This window comes from Bradyrhizobium sp. NBAIM08, from assembly GCF_020193935.1.
GTDB lineage: Bacteria > Pseudomonadota > Alphaproteobacteria > Rhizobiales > Xanthobacteraceae > Bradyrhizobium > Bradyrhizobium yuanmingense.
Genome location: NZ_JADYVR010000012.1, coordinates 1 through 17,066 on the forward strand (window position 1 = coordinate 1; position 17,066 = coordinate 17,066).

The following is a 17,066-nucleotide window of genomic DNA, read 5'->3' on the forward strand; positions in this document are numbered from 1 at the left end:
GCCGGTGCCGCCGGGGGCGGATGTGGGGGCGGAGGTGGAGGGGGTGACGGGGTGACTTCCCTTCTCCCCTTGTGGGAGAAGGTGGCATAGGCGGCCTACGGCCGCCGTCTTAAGCATACGCCGACGCGTAGCGTCGGCTACGGCGCCGGATGAGGCGTTGTTGCCGCGCGTGGGACCGTTCGCGAGGATAGAACCCCTCACCCGGCTTCGATGCTTCGCATCGAAGCCACCCTCTCCCACAAGGGGAGAGGGGAAGCGCACTCCGCTACCGCTGCTTTTGCCTTTCGCTGACACTTTTCGTTAAAATTCTCGGGCGCGGCTTAGGGGGATCGCATCAACTCTTTTCCATGATTGGGACAGATCAGCCGCCGCGACCTGCGGAGTTGGAGGAGACGTGCCAATGCATCCGCGCAAGTTTGTCCGTGTGAAGCCCGCGGGCCTGGTGTCACGCCAGGCCAAGATCATCACCGACCCGCGCGCGCCGGTGATCCCGTGCACGCTGATCGACTATTCGCCCGGCGGCGCCTGCGTCGATCTCGGCGGGCAGGTGACGATTCCCGATCGCTTCGAGCTGCTGCACGTCAACACCAAGAAGCGCTGCCGCATAGCCTGGAAGCGCGGCACGCGCGTGGGCGTGGTGTTTTGAGGGAATAGCGGCCGGTTGCTGGCCCTGCCTTTTTGGCAAGGACTCGCCTTGGAGAGATTTTCCCCTGCAGCCATCCTTCGAGACGCCCGCTTTAAGCGGGCTCCTCAGGATGAGGGTGGAGTGCGCGGCGGCAGTTCTCGACGGGCACCGGCGCCGATGAGCCTCATCCTGAGGAGGCGCGTAGCGCCGTCTCGAAGGACGAGGCGTGCGCGCCGGCCGCCGCCACATCTCATCTTCAACAGCCCCGCCCCTCGCGCTGCGAAACGGCCAGCGTCTTCGCGCATGACTGACGTGGCGGGGTCGGCTAGATTGCGGCCACAACAACACCAACGAATTGTCCGGGGAGGACAGGCGTGCACCAGGGACGTGTCGTGTTCGGCGCGATCGAGGAGGTCGTGTTCGGCCATCCTGCGGCCGAAGCCATCGTCGCGCAGATGGACCGGCTCGGAACAAGCCGCGCCTTCCTGATGGTGTCGGGGACGCTGAACCGGCAGACCGATGAGATCACGAAAATCAGGGAGGCGCTCGGCTCCCGCTGCGCCGGCCTGTTCGATGCCATGCCGGCCCATACGCCGCGCGAGGCGGTGATCGCGGCGACACAAGCGGCGCGCGCGGCGGAGGCCGATCTGATCGTCACAATCGGCGGCGGTTCCATCACCGACGGCGCCAAGGCGGTGCAGCTCTGCCTTGCCAACGGCATCGACGATATCGCGGGCATCGACCGCATCCGCGTGCACAAGGGCGTTGCGCCCGAGATGAACGCCCCTCACGTGCGGCAGGTCAGCGTGCCGACCACGATCGCCGGCGGCGAGTTCTCATCGATCGCCGGTGTCACCGACCGCGCGAGCCACGTGAAGCAGATGCTGCGGCATCCGCTCGCGGTGCCGCGCGCGACCATCCTCGATCCTGCGATCACCGTGCACACGCCGGAATGGCTGTTCCTGTCGACCGGCATCCGCGCCATCGACCATTGCGTCGAGGCGATCTGCTCGCGCGAGACGCATCCTTACGCCGATGCGCAGGCGGTGAAGGGCCTCGCCATGCTCGCCGACGCGCTGCCGCGGGTGAAGGCCGACCCTTTGGATCTCGATGCGCGGATGGATGCGCAGATCGGCACCTGGCTGTCGATGGGTGCGCTCGCCGCCGGCGTGCCCATGGGCGCGAGCCACGGCATCGGCTACGTGCTGGGCGGGGCCTTCGACGTGCCGCACGGCTACACCTCCTGCGTCATGCTGCCGGCGGTGATGCGCTGGAACGCGCGCGACAATGCCGAGCGGCAGATGATCGTCGCGGCCGCCATGGGCTATCCCGGCCGTGACGCAGCCGACGTGCTCGATGCCTTCATCCGCTCGCTCGGCATGCCGCGCAGCCTCGCCGACGTGCGCATCTCGCCGGAGCATTTCGACGCGATCGCTGAAGCCGCGATGCGCACGAACTGGATTCCGCGCAACCCGCGCAAGATCGAGGGCCCCGCCGATGTGCGCGAGATCCTGCTGCTTGCCGCCTGATCGACATCCGGAGGATCGATGTACACAGGTCACCACGCCCGCCTGCGTCCGCTGCAGCCCGCCTTCATCATGGCGGCGACCGGCGAGGCCGTCACCTATCGCGACTTGGAGGCGCGCAGCAACCGGCTGGCGCACTTGTTCCGCCAGCACGGCTTGAGGCGGCTCGACCATTATTCGATCTTCATGGAGAACAATGCGCGTTATCTCGAAGCCTGCGGCGCGGGCGAGCGCTCCGGGCTCTACTACACCTGCATCAACTCGTTCCTGACGCCGGGCGAGCTCGCCTATCTGCTCGTCAACAGCCAGTCGAAGATTTTGATCACGTCGATGGCCAAGCTCGCCATCGCGCGCGAGGCGATCGAGGCTTGTCCCGACATCAAGCTCTGCATCGTCGCCGACGGCCCTACCGAGAGCGAGCGCATCGTTGGCCTATCGGAGGTGACCGCCGGCCTGCCGGCAACGCCGATTCCCGACGAGTGGCTCGGCACCGCCATGCTCTATTCCTCCGGCACGACGGGACGACCTAAGGGCATCCTGCGCCCGCTGCCGGAGGAGAAGCCGAAGCACAATCTGCCGCTGTTCGATTTCCTGTTGAGGCTCTGGCACTACCGCGAGGGCATGGTCTACCTGTCGCCGGCGCCGCTCTATCATTCGGCGCCGCAGGCGGCCGTGAACCTCACGATCCGCATGGGCGGCACCGTGATCATCATGGAAAGCTTCGATCCCGAGCGTTACCTGCAGCTGGTCGAGCAATGGGGCATCACCCACACGCAATTGGTGCCGACGATGTTCTCGCGCATGCTGAAGTTGCCGGAGGAGGTGCGCGCCCGCTACGATCTGTCCTCGCTGGAGATCGCCATCCACGCCGCCGCGCCCTGTCCGCCGCAGGTCAAGGACGAGATGATCAAATGGTGGGGACCGATCATCCACGAATATTACGGCGCCACCGAAGGCCTCGGCTTCACCGCCTGCAACAGCGAGGAATGGCTGGCGCATCGCGGCACCGTCGGCAAGGTGCTGCTCGGGGACCTGCACATTCTCGACGAGAACATGCGGGAATGCCCGACCGGCACGCCCGGCCAGGTCTGGTTCAAGACGGCAACGCCGTTCGAATATTTCAACGATCCCGAGAAAACCAAGGAGGCGCGCTCTGCCGATGGGAGCATGAGCACGGTCGGCGACGTCGGCTATGTCGATGCCGACCGCTTCCTATACCTGACCGACCGCGCCACCTTCATGATCATCTCCGGCGGGGTGAACATCTATCCGCAGGAATGCGAGAACCTCCTGATCACCCACCCCAAGGTGGCGGACGCCGCGGTGTTCGGCGTACCCAATGCCGATCTCGGCGAGGAGGTGAAGGCGGTGGTGCAGCCGATGCCCGGCGTGGAGCCGGGGCCGGCGCTCGCCGAGGAGCTGATCGCGTTCTGCGCAAAGTCGCTGTCGCGGCAGAAGGTGCCGCGCTCGGTCGATTTCGAAAAGGAATTGCCGCGGCTGCCGACCGGCAAGCTGTACAAGCGGCTGCTGCGGGACCGGTACTGGGGGAACAAGGTCTCGCGGATCGTGTGAGGGTTTCCGCTACGTAAGGTGCGCAAGCAAGCGCCATACACGCAACTGTCTTCCCGGGGCGCGACGAAGTCGCGAGCCCGGGACCCATAACCCCAGGAAGGAGTTGCGGCATGGGCTGGCAACTCCGAGTCTTCGCCAAACTCCTCCCTGTGGCTATGGATCCCGGATCGGCGCGCGCTGAGGGCGCGCTTGTCCGGGATGACAGCGGAGGTTGTTGAGGCGACCTCGCGCAAACTCTCACAGGAATCGCGTCTTCGCACCTGCACTCTCGCATGATGAGAGAAGCCCCCGAGATATTCCGTCATCCGAATTGTCGAGATTGCAGCTGGCCTTGCGGGTTGCCTCGCTGCACGCGCCTCGCTATCGTCGGGATAACAGGCCGCAAAAGGCCGAGGTCCAGGGAGGATGAGCATGCGGAGCGTGTGGGCGCTCGCCGCAATGGCGGCGTTATCTGTGCTGACGGCCTCAACTGCCACGCTCGCCGGCGAGCCCAAGCAGGGCGGCATTTTGCGGATGTATCACCGCGACAGTCCGGCCAACGCCTCGATCCTCGAAGGCGCGACCTATTCGATCAACATCCCCTTCATGGGGGTGTTCAACAATCTCCTCATCTACGATCAGCACATCGCGCAGAACAGCCCCGATACGCTGCGGCCGGACCTCGCCGAAAGCTGGTCCTGGAGCAGCGACAACAAGAAGCTGACGTTCAAGCTGCGCCAGGGCGTGAAATGGCACGACGGCAAGCCGTTCACCTCGGCCGACGTCAAATGCAGCTTCGATCTGTTGATGGGCAAGTCGCAGCAGAAGCTGCGGCAGAATCCGCGCAAGGCCTGGTACAGCGAGGTCAACGAGGTCACGACCAACGGCGAATTCGAGGTCACCTTCGACCTGAAGCGGCCGCAGCCCTCGCTGCTGGCGATGCTCGCCTCCGGCTACACGCCGGTCTATCCCTGTCATGTCTCGCCGGCGGACATGCGCACCCATCCGATCGGGACCGGACCGTTCAAGTTCGTCGAGTTCAAGGCCAACGAATCGATCAAGCTGACGCGCAATCCCAACTATTGGAAGAAGGGTCTGCCCTATCTCGACGGCATCGAATACACCATCATCACCAACCGCTCGACCGCGATCCTGGCCTTCGTCGCCGGCAAGTTCGACATGACCTTTCCGACGCACATCACGATCCCGCTTTTGAAGGACATCAAGTCGCAGGCGCCGAACGCCACCTGCGTCGTCGAGCCGACCAACGTCTCGACCAACATCATCGTCAATTCCACCTCCGCGCCGTTCGACAACATCGACATCCGCCGCGCGATGGCGCTCGCGCTCGACCGCAAGGCGTTCGTCGACATCCTGTTCGAAGGCCAGGGCGACATCGGCGGCACCATGCTGCCGCCGCCGCAGGGCCTCTGGGGCATGCCGAAGGACCGGCTGGAGACCATTCCGGGCTATGGCCGCGACATCAACGCCAACCGCGAGGAAGCCAGGAAGCTGATGCAGAAGGCGGGCTACGGTCCGGACAAGCGCCTCGCCGTGAAAGTCTCGACGCGCAACATCGCGGAATATCGCGACCCCGCCGTGATCCTGATCGACCAGCTCAAGACCATCTATATCGACGGCGAGCTCGACGTCGTCGAAACCGCGAACTGGTTCCCGAAGGTCGCGCGCAAGGATTACATGCTCGGCCTCAACCTGACCGGCAATGCCGTCGACGATCCCGACCAGTCGTTCTACGAGAACTATGCCTGCGGCTCGGAGCGGAATTACACCAATTATTGCAACAAGGAGATCGAGAAGCTGTTCGACGTGCAGTCGCAGGAGACCGACATCGGAAAGCGCAGGCCGCTGGTCTGGGACATCGACAAGAAGCTGCAGGAGGACGTCGCCCGCCCGATCATCTTCCATGCCCGCGCCGGCACCTGCTGGCACCCCCACGTCAAGGGCGTCACGATCATGTCGAACAGCTCCTACAACGGCTTCCGCTACGAGGACGTGTGGCTCGACAAGTGACGCGACGCTAACGGCTGGCGCGGAGGGCGGTGCATGTTTGCCTATCTGGTGCGGCGCCTGTTCCTGATGTTCGTGACCCTGTTCGGGATCTCGATCGTCATCTTCTTCCTGCTGCGCATCGTACCGGGCAACATCGTCGACATCCTGTTCGCCGCCGCCGGCTATGTCGATCCCGCCGACAAGGCCAATCTGGAGAAGGAGCTCGGCATCGACCGTCCCCTGATCGTGCAATATTGGCACTGGATCAGCGGTTTCATGCGCGGCGATTTCGGCTTCTCCTATGTCTCGGAGAAGCCGGCGCTGCAGGAGATCCTGCCGCGAATTCCGATCACGGCAAAGCTCGCCGGCCTCGCGCTGCTGTTCTCGGCATCGATCGGCATTCCGCTCGGCGTCATCAGCGCGGTGAAGCAGGGCACGAAGCTCGACTACGCGCTTCGCGTCGTCAGCCTCAGCGGCCTGTCGCTGCCCTCGTTCTGGCTCGGCCTTCTGATCCTCACCGCCTCGGTGGCGATGTTCGGGCAGATGCCGATCTTCAATCCCAATCCGAAGACATGGCTCGAGGCGTTCGCGACCTACGCCGTGCCGGCCGCCGCCGTCGGCTTCCGCAGCGCGGCGCTGACCATGCGCATCACGCGCTCCTCGATGCTGGAGGTGCTGCGGCAGGACTACATCCGCACCGCCCGCGCCAAGGGGGCATCCGAAGCGGCGGTGAACTATCACCACGCGCTGAAGAACGCGATCCTGCCCGTGATCACCGTGATCGGCATCGAGGCGGCGTTCCTGATCGGCGGCCTGATCGTCACTGAGACCGTGTTCAACATCCCCGGCGTCGCGCGCTTCCTGGTGGAGGCGATCCGCTGGCGCGACTATCCGATCGTGCAGAACCTCGTGATGTTCATCGCGGTCGTGGTGGTGTTCGCCAATTTCACCGTCGACATGCTCTACGCGGTGTTCGACCCGCGGATCAGGTACACGGATTAGGAGATCAGCTTGGCCGCGATCGATTTCGACGTTGAGCTGAGGCGGGCCGGGGCGCATGCGACCGGGGGCTGGCGGCGCGTGCTGTTCATGGCGCAGCGGCACGTGCTGGGCGCGGCCGGGCTCGTCATCATGACATTGTTCGTGCTGACGGCGATCTTCGCCGATGTCATCGCGCGCTATGATCCGCTGACCGTCGATTCCGCCCGCGCGCTGGCGCGGCCGAGCTGGGCGCACTGGATGGGCACCGATTCCTTCGGCCGCGACGTGTTCAGCCGCATCATCCACGGCGCACGGATCTCGCTCGCGGTCGGCATCGGCTCGACCGTGCTCGGCGGCACCATCGGCGTGATCGTCGGCCTCACCTCCGGCTATCTCTCCGGCTGGTTCGATCTGGTGTTCCAGCGCGTCTCCGACGTGCTGCAGGCGCTGCCGCTGCTGGTGCTGGCGCTGGTGATGACGGCCGCGCTCGGGCCCTCGCTGCCGAACGTGATCATCGCCATCGCCATTCCGCTGATCCCGACGGTGGCGCGCGTCATCCGTGCCAACACGCTGGCGCTGCGCGAGCAGCCGTTCGTGGAGGCCGCCAAGTCGATCGGCATGAGCGAGATGCGGATTGCGCTGCGCCATGTGCTGCCGAACACGCTGGCGCCGCTGATCGTGCTGGCGACGGCGCAGCTCGGCTCGACCATCCTGACCGAAGCCTCGCTGTCTTTCCTCGGCCTCGGCATTCCCGAACCCTATCCGTCGTGGGGACGCATGCTGTCCGAATCCGCCGCCGAATATGTCCGCACCGCGCCCTGGCTCGTGATCTTCCCGGGCGTCGCGATCAGCCTCGCCGTGTTCGGCGCCAACCTCTTCGGCGACGCCCTGCGTGACATCCTGGATCCGAGGCAGCGCGGCTGATGGCGGACAAGACCGATCTCGTGCTCGACGTGAAGAACCTGAAGACGGTGTTCTTCACCAATTCCGGCCTGTTCAAGGCGGTCGACGACCTGTCCTTCAGCGTGAGGCGCGGCGAGACGCTGGCGATCGTCGGCGAGTCCGGCTGCGGCAAGAGCGTGACCGCGCTGTCGCTGATGCGCCTCGTGCCCGATCCGCCCGGCCGCATCGTCGGCGGCTCCGTCGCGCTGGAAGGCACCGACCTGCTGGCGCTGGATGAGGCGCAGATGCGCGCGGTCAGGGGCAATCGCATCTCCATGATCTTCCAGGAGCCGATGACCTCGCTCAATCCGGTGATGCGGATCGGCGACCAGATCGTCGAGGCGGTGCGGCTGCATCGGCATATCTCGGCGAAAGAGGCGCAAGGCATCGCGGTCGAGATGCTGCGGCTGGTGCGCATCCCCGAGCCGGCGCGGCGGGCGCGCGAATATCCGCACCAGCTCTCCGGCGGCATGCGCCAGCGCGCGATGATCGCGATGGCGCTGGCCTGCCGGCCGGCGCTCCTGATCGCGGATGAGCCGACCACCGCGCTCGACGTCACCATCCAGGCGCAGATCCTGGCGCTGATCCTCGACCTGCAGAAGGAGCTCGGCACCGGGCTCGTGCTGATCACGCACGATCTCGGCGTGGTCGCGCAGACCGCGCAACGCGTGATCGTGATGTATGCGGGGCGGAAGGTCGAGGAAGCCAGCGTCGAGGCGCTGTTCGCCGCGCCGAAGCATCCCTATACGCGCGGGCTGATGGCCTCGATCCCGGCCGTGCCGGCTTCCGGCGCCGCTGCGCAGGCGCGGCTCAACGAAATCCCCGGCACGGTGCCATCGCTGGTGCGGCTGCCGCAAGGCTGCGCCTTCGCGCCGCGGTGCAAGCTCGCCATCAAGCGTTGCGAGGCCGAGTATCCGCCGCTGGCCGATTGGGGCGGCGGACATCTCGCCGCATGCTGGCGCGCGGAAGAAGTCGCGGAGGTGGCATGACCGAGGCGCTGCTCGAAGTCACCGACCTCAAGAAGCACTACCCTGTGCGCGCCGGCGTGTTGCGCCGGCAGGTCGGCACCGTGCACGCGGTCGATGGCGTCTCGTTCGCGCTCGGCACCGGCGAGACGCTCGGCCTCGTCGGCGAATCCGGCTGCGGCAAGTCCACGGTGGCGCGCAGCGTGCTGCGGCTGGTCGAGCCGACCTCGGGCCAGATCCGCCTCGACGGCGAGGACATCACGCATCTGTCGAAAACCGCGATGCGGCCGCACCGCCGCTCGATGCAGATCGTGTTCCAGGATCCGTTCGCCTCGCTCAATCCGCGCATGACCGCCGGCGACATCGTCGGCGAGCCGATCGCCGTGCACGGGCTCGCCACCGGCAAGGAGCTGGACGCGCGGGTCGCAAGGCTGTTCGAGCAGGTGGGATTGCGGCCGGACCAGATGCGCAATTTCCCGCATCAATTCTCCGGCGGTCAGCGCCAGCGCATCTGCATTGCCCGCGCGCTGGCGCTGGGGCCACGCCTGATCGTCTGCGACGAGCCGGTCTCCGCGCTCGACGTCTCGATCCAGGCGCAGGTGATCAACCTTTTGATCGACCTGCAGCGGCAGCATGGCTTCTCCTATCTCTTCATCGCGCACGACCTTGCCGTGGTCGCCCATATCAGCCACCGCGTCGCCGTGATGTATCTCGGCCGCATCGTCGAGATCGCCGACAAGGACGAGCTGTTCCGCAATCCCAGGCATCCCTACACCCAGGCCCTGCTTGCCTCGGTGCCGATCGCCAATCCGCTGGCGAAGAAGCTCGCGCCTCTGGTCGACGGCGACGTGCCGAGCCCGGTCAATCCGCCGTCAGGCTGCGCATTTCACACCCGCTGCCGGTTTGCAATGGAGCGGTGCAAGACGGAACGGCCGGCGCTGGTGGATGCCGGTGACGGGCATCAGGTGGCGTGCCTGCTCAATGACGGGACGGGGCGAGGCCGCTAAGGCGGACTCATAGAAGAAATGTCAGCTCCTGAGGGAGGAGCGGAAATCTTCTGCTCGGCAGAGCGTTACCGCTTTTGACCCAAAGCGGACCTCAAGGGGCTATATGGGATCATCCTCACATGGAAATGACCAGTAAGGGCGGCTCTCGAGATTTGCGGGCCCAAGCCGATGCACCTCGCCCGCCAAGCAGGCGTGACAGGGACGGCGGCACATCCAAAGGATCCGGACAAGAACCTTGAAGTAGCGCAAAAATTTTTGCAGGTCCTCTTGACTAGAAATCCGCGTATTCCTAGGTCGTTTGCCGCCCGGGGGCCGGTTCCGGACCCGGATTTTGGACATCGCTGAACCTACCCAAAGGAGGATGTGCATGCATTTCCGCCCGTTGCACGACCGTGTGCTCGTGCGCCGCATCGATGCGGAGGAGAAGACCGCCGGCGGCATCATCATTCCCGACAACGCCAAGGAGAAGCCGCAGCAGGGCGAGGTCATCGCCGTGGGGCCGGGCGGGCGATACGAGCAGGGCCAGCTCGTGCCGCTCGACGTCAAGGTCGGCGACCGGGTGCTGTTCGGCAAGTGGTCGGGCACCGAGGTCAAAATCGACGGCGAGGAGCTGTTGATCATGAAGGAAAGCGATCTTCTCGGCGTGACCGAGCAGGCCGGCACGCTGAAGAAGGCGGCGTAACGCTGACAGTCATCGAACGGAAAGGAGTTTAACAACATGGCTGCCAAGGACGTGAAGTTCGCGACCGAGGCCCGCGAGCGCATGCTGCAGGGCGTCGACACACTGGCGAATGCGGTGAAGGTCACGCTCGGTCCAAAGGGGCGCAACGTCGTCCTCGAGAAATCGTTTGGCGCTCCCCGCATCACCAAGGACGGCGTCACCGTCGCCAAGGAGATCGAGCTGGAGGACAAGTTCGAGAATATGGGCGCCCAAATGGTGCGCGAGGTCGCCTCGAAGACCAGTGATCTCGCCGGAGACGGCACCACCACGGCGACGGTGCTGGCGCAGGCCATCGTCAAGGAGGGCGCCAAGGCCGTCGCGGCCGGCATGAATCCGATGGACCTCAAGCGCGGCGTCGACCTTGCCGTGGATGCGATCGTCGCCGACCTCAAGTCGCACGCCAAGAAGATCACCTCCAACGACGAGATCGTCCAGGTCGGCACCATCTCCGCCAACGGCGACACCGAGATCGGCCGCTTCCTGGCGGATGCGATGCAGAAGGTCGGCAATGAGGGCGTGATCACGGTCGAGGAGGCCAAGAGCCTGCACACCGAGCTCGAAGTGGTCGAGGGCATGCAGTTCGACCGCGGCTACATCTCGCCCTATTTCGTCACCAACGCCGAGAAGATGAAGGCCGAGCTCGAGGATCCCTATGTGCTGATCCACGAGAAGAAGCTGTCGGGCCTGCAGGCCGTGTTGCCGCTGCTGGAGCAGGTCGTGCAATCCGGCAAGCCGCTCCTGATCATCGCGGAGGAGGTCGAGGGTGAGGCGCTGGCGACGCTGGTCGTCAACCGCCTGCGCGGCGGCCTGAAGGTTGCCGCCGTCAAGGCGCCGGGCTTCGGCGACCGCCGCAAGGCGATGCTGGAGGATATCGCGATCCTCACCGGCGGCACCGTGATCTCCGAAGATCTCGGCATCAAGCTCGAGAACGTCACCGTGAAGATGCTGGGCCGTGCCAAGAAAGTGGTGATCGAGAAGGAGAACACGACGATCGTCGACGGCGCCGGCGCCAAGAAGGACATCGAGGCGCGCAGCCAGCAGATCAGGGCGCAGATCGAGGAAACCACCTCGGACTACGACCGCGAGAAGCTGCAGGAGCGCCTCGCCAAGCTCGCCGGCGGCGTCGCGGTGATCCGGGTCGGCGGCGCGACCGAGGTCGAGGTCAAGGAGCGCAAGGATCGCGTCGACGACGCTCTGCATGCGACCCGGGCCGCGGTCGAGGAAGGCATCCTGCCGGGCGGCGGCGTGGCACTGCTGCGCGCGCTCAAGGCGCTCGACGGGGTCAAGACCGCCAATGCCGACCAGAAGGCGGGCGTGGACATCGTGCGCCGCGCCATCCAGGTCCCGGCGCGGCAGATCGTGCAGAATGCGGGTGAGGACGGCTCCGTCGTCGTCGGCAAGCTGCTCGAGAACCAGACCTACACCTGGGGCTTCAATGCCGCGACTGGCGAGTACCAGGATCTGGTGCAGGCGGGCGTGATCGATCCTGCCAAGGTCGTCCGCACCGCCTTGCAGGATGCGGCCTCGGTGGCCTCGCTGCTCATCACGACCGAAGCGCTGGTGGCCGAGAAGCCGAAGAAGACGGAAGCGCCGAGCGCTCCCGCGATGGACTTCTAAGGACGGGCGAGCCCGGCCGAACGGCCGGGCTCGTTTGCCATGGATCTGTGACTGTGTTCTCGAACGAAAGGAGGATGAAATGATCAAGGATCGTGCTTTCTCCGCTCGCGGGGAAACCACTCGGAAAACGTTGCGGCGGCTCGCCGCCTTGGCCGTTGGGGCTGGCCTCTCGCTGGTGCCCTTTGCGGCCTTTGGCGCCGAAAGCCCCGGCCCTGCCGCCAAGACGGCGGACAGTTTCGAGCGGCTCGCCTTGCCGCCGATCCCGTACCTGGACACGATGCCGTGGTCGAGCTGGGACCGGGGCAGCCCGACCATGAAGGTGGACACATTGCTGCCGGTCCTCGGGCCATCCGGGATCCGGCTCGACCTCACGCCGCCTGATCGGGACAGGCCGGAGCCTGCCACCAGCTGATACGGGGGAGCGGCCGGCGAGGCCGCTCCTCATCGTTCAGCCACTCATCGCTCACGCGAAAGGAGGATCATCAGATGAGAGGCATTGTCCTCGCCGTCGCTGTGTTGGGCATGGCCAATGGGCTTCAGGCCAAGGAGGCCGACACGCCTCGCGCCGAGATGCGGAGCTCGGCCGAGCCCGCCCGGCAGCTTGCGACCAGTTCCGTCGGAGCGTCTCGGAGCAATCCTGAGAAGTCCGGCCAGACCGAGCGCAGGAGCCGGGAGTTTTCGCCCGAACGTCTTGTCCCCGATATCTGCAGAGGATGCTGATCGGCCTTGGCCGATCAGCATTCTTCTTCGCTCGCCTAACGCGACGTCGCAAGGCGCGCCTCATCGAGGCGCGCGAACATCTTCGCCTTGATCCGCTGCAACGCGCGCTGCTCGATCTGTCGGACGCGCTCGCGCGAGATGCCGAACTTGCCGGCGAGCGCATCCAGCGTCTGCTGCGGCTCGCCGAGATATCGCGCCTCGACGATGCTGCGCTCCCGCGGTGTCAGCGCAGCGAGTGCATCGGCGAGGGCAGCCTTGGTGCGTTCACGGTCGGCCGCGTCCAGCAGCAGACTCTCCGGATCGGGAGAGGGATCCACCAGCCGGTCCTGCCATTGGTCGCCTTCCGTCTCGACGCTGATCGGCGCGTTGAGTGAGATGTCGCCGCGCAGCCGGCCGTTCATCTCGGCGACGTCGGCTTCCCTGACGTCGAGATGCCTCGCGATAGATGTCAGCTGATCCGTCCGGAGCTCGCCATCCTCCGCAACGCCAAGTCTGTTCTTCAGCTTGCGCAGGTTGAAGAACAGCTTCTTCTGCGCAGCAGTGGTGCCCAGCTTGACGAGCGACCATGATCGCAGGATGTATTCCTGAACCGAGGCCTTGATCCACCAGGAGGCATAGGTCGCGAGCCGGAAGCCTTTCTCGGGATCGAACCGCTTGACGGCCAGCATCAGCCCGACATTGGCCTCCGAGATGAGGTCGGCGATGGCGAGGCCATAGCGGCGATATTGCAGCGCGATCTTCGCCGCGAGCCGCAAATGGCTCGTCACCAGCCGATAGGCGGCGTCACGATCGCCGCTATCGCGCAATCGCCTCGCATAGTCGGCTTCCTCCGATGCCTCGAGCAGCGGAAAACGATGGATCTCCTTGAGATAGCGGGATAGCCCGCTTTCCCCGTGAAGGGCAGGAAGTGAGGCAACCAACATCGCGCCCTCCCTCACGAGCACCGTTCGCCCCGATCAGGGGCGCTTTGCCGATCCAAGCGATAATCTGAGTGAAGCGCCGAGAGCGGCGCGGTCCGAGCGCAGTCAGGTTTCATGGCCAAATCCTCGTTAGAGCAAGATGGTTGGACCACCGCGAACCTGATCCGCTGAGCCCGATCATGGCACCCAGACGCCTCAGGCCGGTGGGCGCCACTAGAATTTGGAAATGGCCGGAATGTTCCAGCGTGAACGGTCGTGACGGAAATTGCGATTGCCGTATGCCTTTGCCGCTGCAGACAGGCTCTTGAAACGCGGAGCCTTCATTCCAATCTGGTCCACGCAGGCGCCGATGAGGCTGCACGCATGCTTGGTTCGTGGGATGGATGACTATCGTGATCTCGTGAGCGCAGCTCTTGCGCTGTTCTGCGCCGGCTTGATGTTGGTGGCCGGCCATCTCCTGATCGAATGGCACGCCAGAAGCACCGATCCCGGCATCGGGATCGAGGCGCCGAAGCGCGAGGGCGCGCCCGCGCCGCTCATCTCGAACGGTTCGCCGCCGGACACGTGGATGATCGAGCTTCCCGCCGAGATCAGGCGCAAGCGCGCCGCGTGAGTGGCCCTAGATCGCCCGCAGCCCTTCCTTGGGCATTTCCCGGATCAGCGCATCGATGTCGCTCTGCTCCAGCGTCTCCTTCTCGAGCAGCTTCCTTGCGGCGCGGTCCAGGATCGGCCGCCGCGTGGTCAGGATGCCCTGGGTGCGCTGGAACACCTGGTCGACGATGGTTTTCACCTCGTGGTCGACCGCGGCCGCGGTCTCCTCGGCATAGTCGCGCTCGCGCGTCGGATAGGGGCGGTCAGGGCCGGCCAGGAAGTTGCCGGGATCGCGCTCATAGGCGACGCTGCCGAGACGCTCCGACATGCCGTAGCGCGTCACCATGCTGCGGGCGATATCGGTGACGCGGCGCAGGTCGTCCGCCGCACCGGTCGACAAGTGCCCGAACACGATAAGCTCCGCGGCGCGGCCGCCGAGCAGCACCGCCATCTTGTTCTCCAGCTCCTCCTTGGTCATCAGGAAACGGTCCTCGATCGGCCGCTGGATGGTGTAGCCGAGCGCGCCGACGCCGCGCGGGATGATCGAGACCTTGTGCACGGGATCGGTCCCCGGCAGTGAGAGCGCGACGAGGGCGTGCCCCATCTCGTGATAGGCGACGATCTCGCGTTCCCTGGGGTTGAGCAGGCGGTTGCGCTTTTCCAGGCCTGCGATCATGCGCTCGACCGCATTGTTGAAATCGCTCATGGTCACCGCCTCGGCGGCGCGGCGCGTCGCCAGCAGCGCGGCCTCGTTGACGAGATTGGCGAGATCCGCGCCCGTGAAGCCTGGTGTCAGCGCGGCAACGGCGTCTGCATCGACATTCTCGGCCAGGCGCACCTTCTTCATGTGCACCTTGAGGATCTCGATCCGGCCCCGCTTGTCTGGACGGTCGACCAGCACCTGGCGGTCAAAGCGGCCGGCGCGGAGCAGGGCAGGGTCGAGGATCTCGGGCCGGTTGGTGGCGGCGAGGATGACGAGCCCGGAGCGCGAATCGAAGCCGTCGAGCTCGACGAGCAGCTGGTTGAGCGTCTGCTCCTTCTCGTCATGGCCGCCGGCGAATGGGCCGATGCCGCGGGCGCGGCCAAGCGCATCGAGCTCGTCGATGAAGATGATGGCCGGCGCCTTGTCGTGCGCCTGCTGGAACAGGTCCCGCACCCGCGCGGCGCCGACACCGACGAACATCTCGACGAACTCCGAGCCGGAGATCGAGAAGAACGGCACCTTGGCCTCGCCGGCCACCGCCTTGGCGAGCAAGGTCTTGCCTGTGCCCGGCGGTCCGACCAGCAGCACGCCTTTCGGCATGCGGCCGCCGAGCCGGCCATAATCGGTCGGGTTCTTCAGGAAATCGACAACCTCGCGCAGCTCGTCCTTGGCCTCGTCCACGCCGGCGACGTCGGCAAACGTGACGCCGGTGTTGGATTCGACGTAGACCTTGGCCTTGCTCTTGCCGATCGCCATCAGCCCGCCGCCGATCCCGCCGCCCTCGGCCATGCGGCGGCCGATGTACCACCAGACGCCGAAGAACAGCAGAACCGGCATCACCCAGGACAACAGGTCGCGCAGAAACGTGCTCTCGATCTGCCCGGTGAAACGGACGTTGTGCTTCTCGAGCTCCTGGGCGACGTCCTGGTCGACGCGCGTGGTGACGAATTGCTTCTGGCCGCCGGACAGCGGCTCCTTCAGCGTGCCCTGCAAGGTGCGGTCGGAGATGCCGACCGTCTCGACTTTCCCCTGGCGCAGCAATTGCTGATATTCGCTGTAGGGGATCACCGCGATCTGGTTCGCCGCCGAGATCAGATACTGAATCAGGAAGACCGCGAAAATTGCGGCGATGGCGTATCCGATATTGAAACGGGCATTCTTGTTCATGGGGAGGCCAGATCCGATCGTGTTACGCGGGCCGGGCTAACGTCGAGGCGCATTTTGGCGCGCTCGCTCGGGCCCGGTGCGCCTCCGGACCTGCATCTTAGCGACAGAACTTCTCCTGCTGCCATCGGTTCCAGTCATCTCAAACGCGGGCTCGGCAGCGCCGGACGCAGGCGATCGAGATGCCGGACAGCGATAAGGCCCGGTTGCGGGCCGGGCCTTTGCATCAGTTCACCAGGGATACCAGTAAGGATATGCCGCCGGATAATACCGGACGGTCCGGTAATAGCGGGGGCCATAATAGTATCGCGGCGGACCATAGACCGGCGCATAATAGACCGGAGGTGCGGCCGCGGCGGCCAGCGCTCCGGTGAACAGGCCGAGCGCGATGGCCGGACCGATGCCTGGACCGCCCCAATGATGATGATGGCCCCGCCAATGGGCCGAGGCCGGCGCAACGGTTCCGATGAGGAGCGTTGCTGCCGCGGCGATTGCAAGAGCAAGCTTTCTCATGTGACTTCCCTCGACTTATGCCCGCGCAAGCGGGCTTCTCGATCCTTTGCATGAGTTTCGTTTTGCCGGACACAGCCGGCAGCGTCTGAACTTAGGATGGGCGGCGACGACTTCAAGCCTCTAACCGACAATTGGCCAAGTGGAGAGAACAGTCAGATCGTGTCAATCGAAGAAGGGCTTCGAACGTCCCTGCTGGCGCGTGCCAATAGTGACTAAGTCCGTAAATTCAGCCTTTGGTCCATCTGCGAAGTTGCGCTGCGTCTCACAGAGGTCTGCTTATCGCGGCAGAGCGGTCCAGATTTGCTCAACCTGAGTTCTTCGCATTTTGACCCTTCAGCGACCTCCGAAGCCGTCCGCTTTCCCGCCGCTGTTAAGGTTGGGACCGCAGGCGGTCAGCTGCTTAATGAGCACACAGCCTAGGACAGCACCGGCGCGGCGGGTCCGCCTCTCCGTTGCCATTATGCCGCGGGCCGCGATGGAAACCGGCTCGGCGATTACGCGGTTGATTTG

At 65.2% G+C, this 17,066-nt stretch carries 15 protein-coding genes; 12 read left to right on the forward strand and 3 right to left on the reverse strand.

Features of this window, described 5'->3' with window-relative positions:
- The first annotated feature begins 400 nt into the window (after positions 1–400).
- From I6F37_RS30645 to I6F37_RS30695, 11 genes are all read left to right on the forward strand, one after another.
- Positions 401–646 carry a PilZ domain-containing protein gene (locus I6F37_RS30645; protein ID WP_036002017.1) on the forward strand — a complete coding sequence of 82 codons (246 nt, stop codon included), beginning with the start codon at positions 401–403 and terminating at the stop codon, positions 644–646.
- Between the two features lie 353 nt (positions 647–999).
- The gene (locus tag I6F37_RS30650) at positions 1,000–2,154 is read left to right on the forward strand and encodes an iron-containing alcohol dehydrogenase (RefSeq protein ID WP_225153556.1); all 1,155 of its coding nucleotides are present in this window, start codon (positions 1,000–1,002) and stop codon (positions 2,152–2,154) included.
- Positions 2,155–2,172: 18 nt separating this feature from the next.
- Positions 2,173–3,723 (forward strand): AMP-binding protein, encoded by a 1,551-nt coding sequence (locus I6F37_RS30655; RefSeq protein ID WP_225131493.1) that lies wholly within the window; start codon positions 2,173–2,175, stop codon positions 3,721–3,723.
- A gap of 411 nt (positions 3,724–4,134) precedes the next feature.
- Positions 4,135–5,733, forward strand: coding sequence for an ABC transporter substrate-binding protein (locus I6F37_RS30660; RefSeq protein WP_036002044.1), 1,599 nt, complete (start codon positions 4,135–4,137; stop codon positions 5,731–5,733).
- 33 nt (positions 5,734–5,766) lie between these two features.
- Positions 5,767–6,714: an ABC transporter permease gene (locus I6F37_RS30665; RefSeq protein WP_036002026.1), complete on the forward strand. Its 948-nt coding sequence runs from the start codon at positions 5,767–5,769 to the stop codon at positions 6,712–6,714.
- 9 nt (positions 6,715–6,723) lie between these two features.
- Entirely contained in the window at positions 6,724–7,617 is an 894-nt protein-coding gene (locus I6F37_RS30670; protein WP_036020171.1) for an ABC transporter permease, read from the forward strand.
- Positions 7,617–8,624 carry an ABC transporter ATP-binding protein gene (locus I6F37_RS30675; protein ID WP_036045381.1) on the forward strand — a complete coding sequence of 336 codons (1,008 nt, stop codon included), beginning with the start codon at positions 7,617–7,619 and terminating at the stop codon, positions 8,622–8,624. Before I6F37_RS30670 ends, I6F37_RS30675 begins: the two co-directional genes overlap by 1 nt.
- Positions 8,621–9,607 (forward strand): ABC transporter ATP-binding protein, encoded by a 987-nt coding sequence (locus tag I6F37_RS30680; protein WP_225153557.1) that lies wholly within the window; start codon positions 8,621–8,623, stop codon positions 9,605–9,607. The genes I6F37_RS30675 and I6F37_RS30680 overlap by 4 nt, the downstream gene beginning before the upstream one ends.
- A gap of 367 nt (positions 9,608–9,974) precedes the next feature.
- On the forward strand, positions 9,975–10,289 hold the full coding sequence (gene groES, locus I6F37_RS30685; RefSeq protein ID WP_225153559.1) for a co-chaperone GroES: 315 nt from the start codon (positions 9,975–9,977) through the stop codon (positions 10,287–10,289).
- 36 nt (positions 10,290–10,325) lie between these two features.
- Entirely contained in the window at positions 10,326–11,945 is a 1,620-nt protein-coding gene (groL, locus tag I6F37_RS30690; RefSeq protein WP_225153561.1) for a chaperonin GroEL, read from the forward strand.
- Positions 11,946–12,024: 79 nt separating this feature from the next.
- On the forward strand, positions 12,025–12,357 hold the full coding sequence (locus I6F37_RS30695) for a hypothetical protein (RefSeq protein WP_225153563.1): 333 nt from the start codon (positions 12,025–12,027) through the stop codon (positions 12,355–12,357).
- Positions 12,358–12,700: 343 nt separating this feature from the next.
- Here I6F37_RS30695 and rpoH read toward each other — a convergent pair whose 3' ends face one another.
- Positions 12,701–13,588 carry an RNA polymerase sigma factor RpoH gene (rpoH, locus tag I6F37_RS30700; RefSeq protein WP_225153564.1) on the reverse strand — a complete coding sequence of 296 codons (888 nt, stop codon included), beginning with the start codon at positions 13,586–13,588 and terminating at the stop codon, positions 12,701–12,703.
- Positions 13,589–13,964: 376 nt separating this feature from the next.
- On the opposite strand from rpoH, the gene I6F37_RS30705 reads away from it, so the two are divergent.
- Positions 13,965–14,198 carry a hypothetical protein gene (locus tag I6F37_RS30705; RefSeq protein ID WP_225153566.1) on the forward strand — a complete coding sequence of 78 codons (234 nt, stop codon included), beginning with the start codon at positions 13,965–13,967 and terminating at the stop codon, positions 14,196–14,198.
- 6 nt (positions 14,199–14,204) lie between these two features.
- Here I6F37_RS30705 and ftsH read toward each other — a convergent pair whose 3' ends face one another.
- Positions 14,205–16,046 (reverse strand): ATP-dependent zinc metalloprotease FtsH, encoded by a 1,842-nt coding sequence (ftsH, locus tag I6F37_RS30710; protein ID WP_225153568.1) that lies wholly within the window; start codon positions 16,044–16,046, stop codon positions 14,205–14,207.
- Positions 16,047–16,274: 228 nt separating this feature from the next.
- Positions 16,275–16,556 carry a hypothetical protein gene (locus tag I6F37_RS30715; RefSeq protein ID WP_036002069.1) on the reverse strand — a complete coding sequence of 94 codons (282 nt, stop codon included), beginning with the start codon at positions 16,554–16,556 and terminating at the stop codon, positions 16,275–16,277.
- Positions 16,557–17,066: the final 510 nt, after the last annotated feature.

Coding starts and splice junctions, on each gene's coding strand:
- I6F37_RS30660 (WP_036002044.1), top strand. CDS start 4,135: ATGCGGAGCGTGTGGGCGCTCGCCGCAATGGCGGCGTTATCTGTGCTG.
- groL (WP_225153561.1), top strand. CDS start 10,326: ATGGCTGCCAAGGACGTGAAGTTCGCGACCGAGGCCCGCGAGCGCATG.
- I6F37_RS30655 (WP_225131493.1), top strand. CDS start 2,173: ATGTACACAGGTCACCACGCCCGCCTGCGTCCGCTGCAGCCCGCCTTC.
- rpoH (WP_225153564.1), bottom strand. CDS start 13,588: ATGTTGGTTGCCTCACTTCCTGCCCTTCACGGGGAAAGCGGGCTATCC.
- groES (WP_225153559.1), top strand. CDS start 9,975: ATGCATTTCCGCCCGTTGCACGACCGTGTGCTCGTGCGCCGCATCGAT.
- I6F37_RS30645 (WP_036002017.1), top strand. CDS start 401: ATGCATCCGCGCAAGTTTGTCCGTGTGAAGCCCGCGGGCCTGGTGTCA.
- I6F37_RS30680 (WP_225153557.1), top strand. CDS start 8,621: ATGACCGAGGCGCTGCTCGAAGTCACCGACCTCAAGAAGCACTACCCT.
- ftsH (WP_225153568.1), bottom strand. CDS start 16,046: ATGAACAAGAATGCCCGTTTCAATATCGGATACGCCATCGCCGCAATT.
- I6F37_RS30675 (WP_036045381.1), top strand. CDS start 7,617: ATGGCGGACAAGACCGATCTCGTGCTCGACGTGAAGAACCTGAAGACG.
- I6F37_RS30665 (WP_036002026.1), top strand. CDS start 5,767: ATGTTTGCCTATCTGGTGCGGCGCCTGTTCCTGATGTTCGTGACCCTG.
- I6F37_RS30705 (WP_225153566.1), top strand. CDS start 13,965: ATGGATGACTATCGTGATCTCGTGAGCGCAGCTCTTGCGCTGTTCTGC.
- I6F37_RS30715 (WP_036002069.1), bottom strand. CDS start 16,556: ATGAGAAAGCTTGCTCTTGCAATCGCCGCGGCAGCAACGCTCCTCATC.
- I6F37_RS30695 (WP_225153563.1), top strand. CDS start 12,025: ATGATCAAGGATCGTGCTTTCTCCGCTCGCGGGGAAACCACTCGGAAA.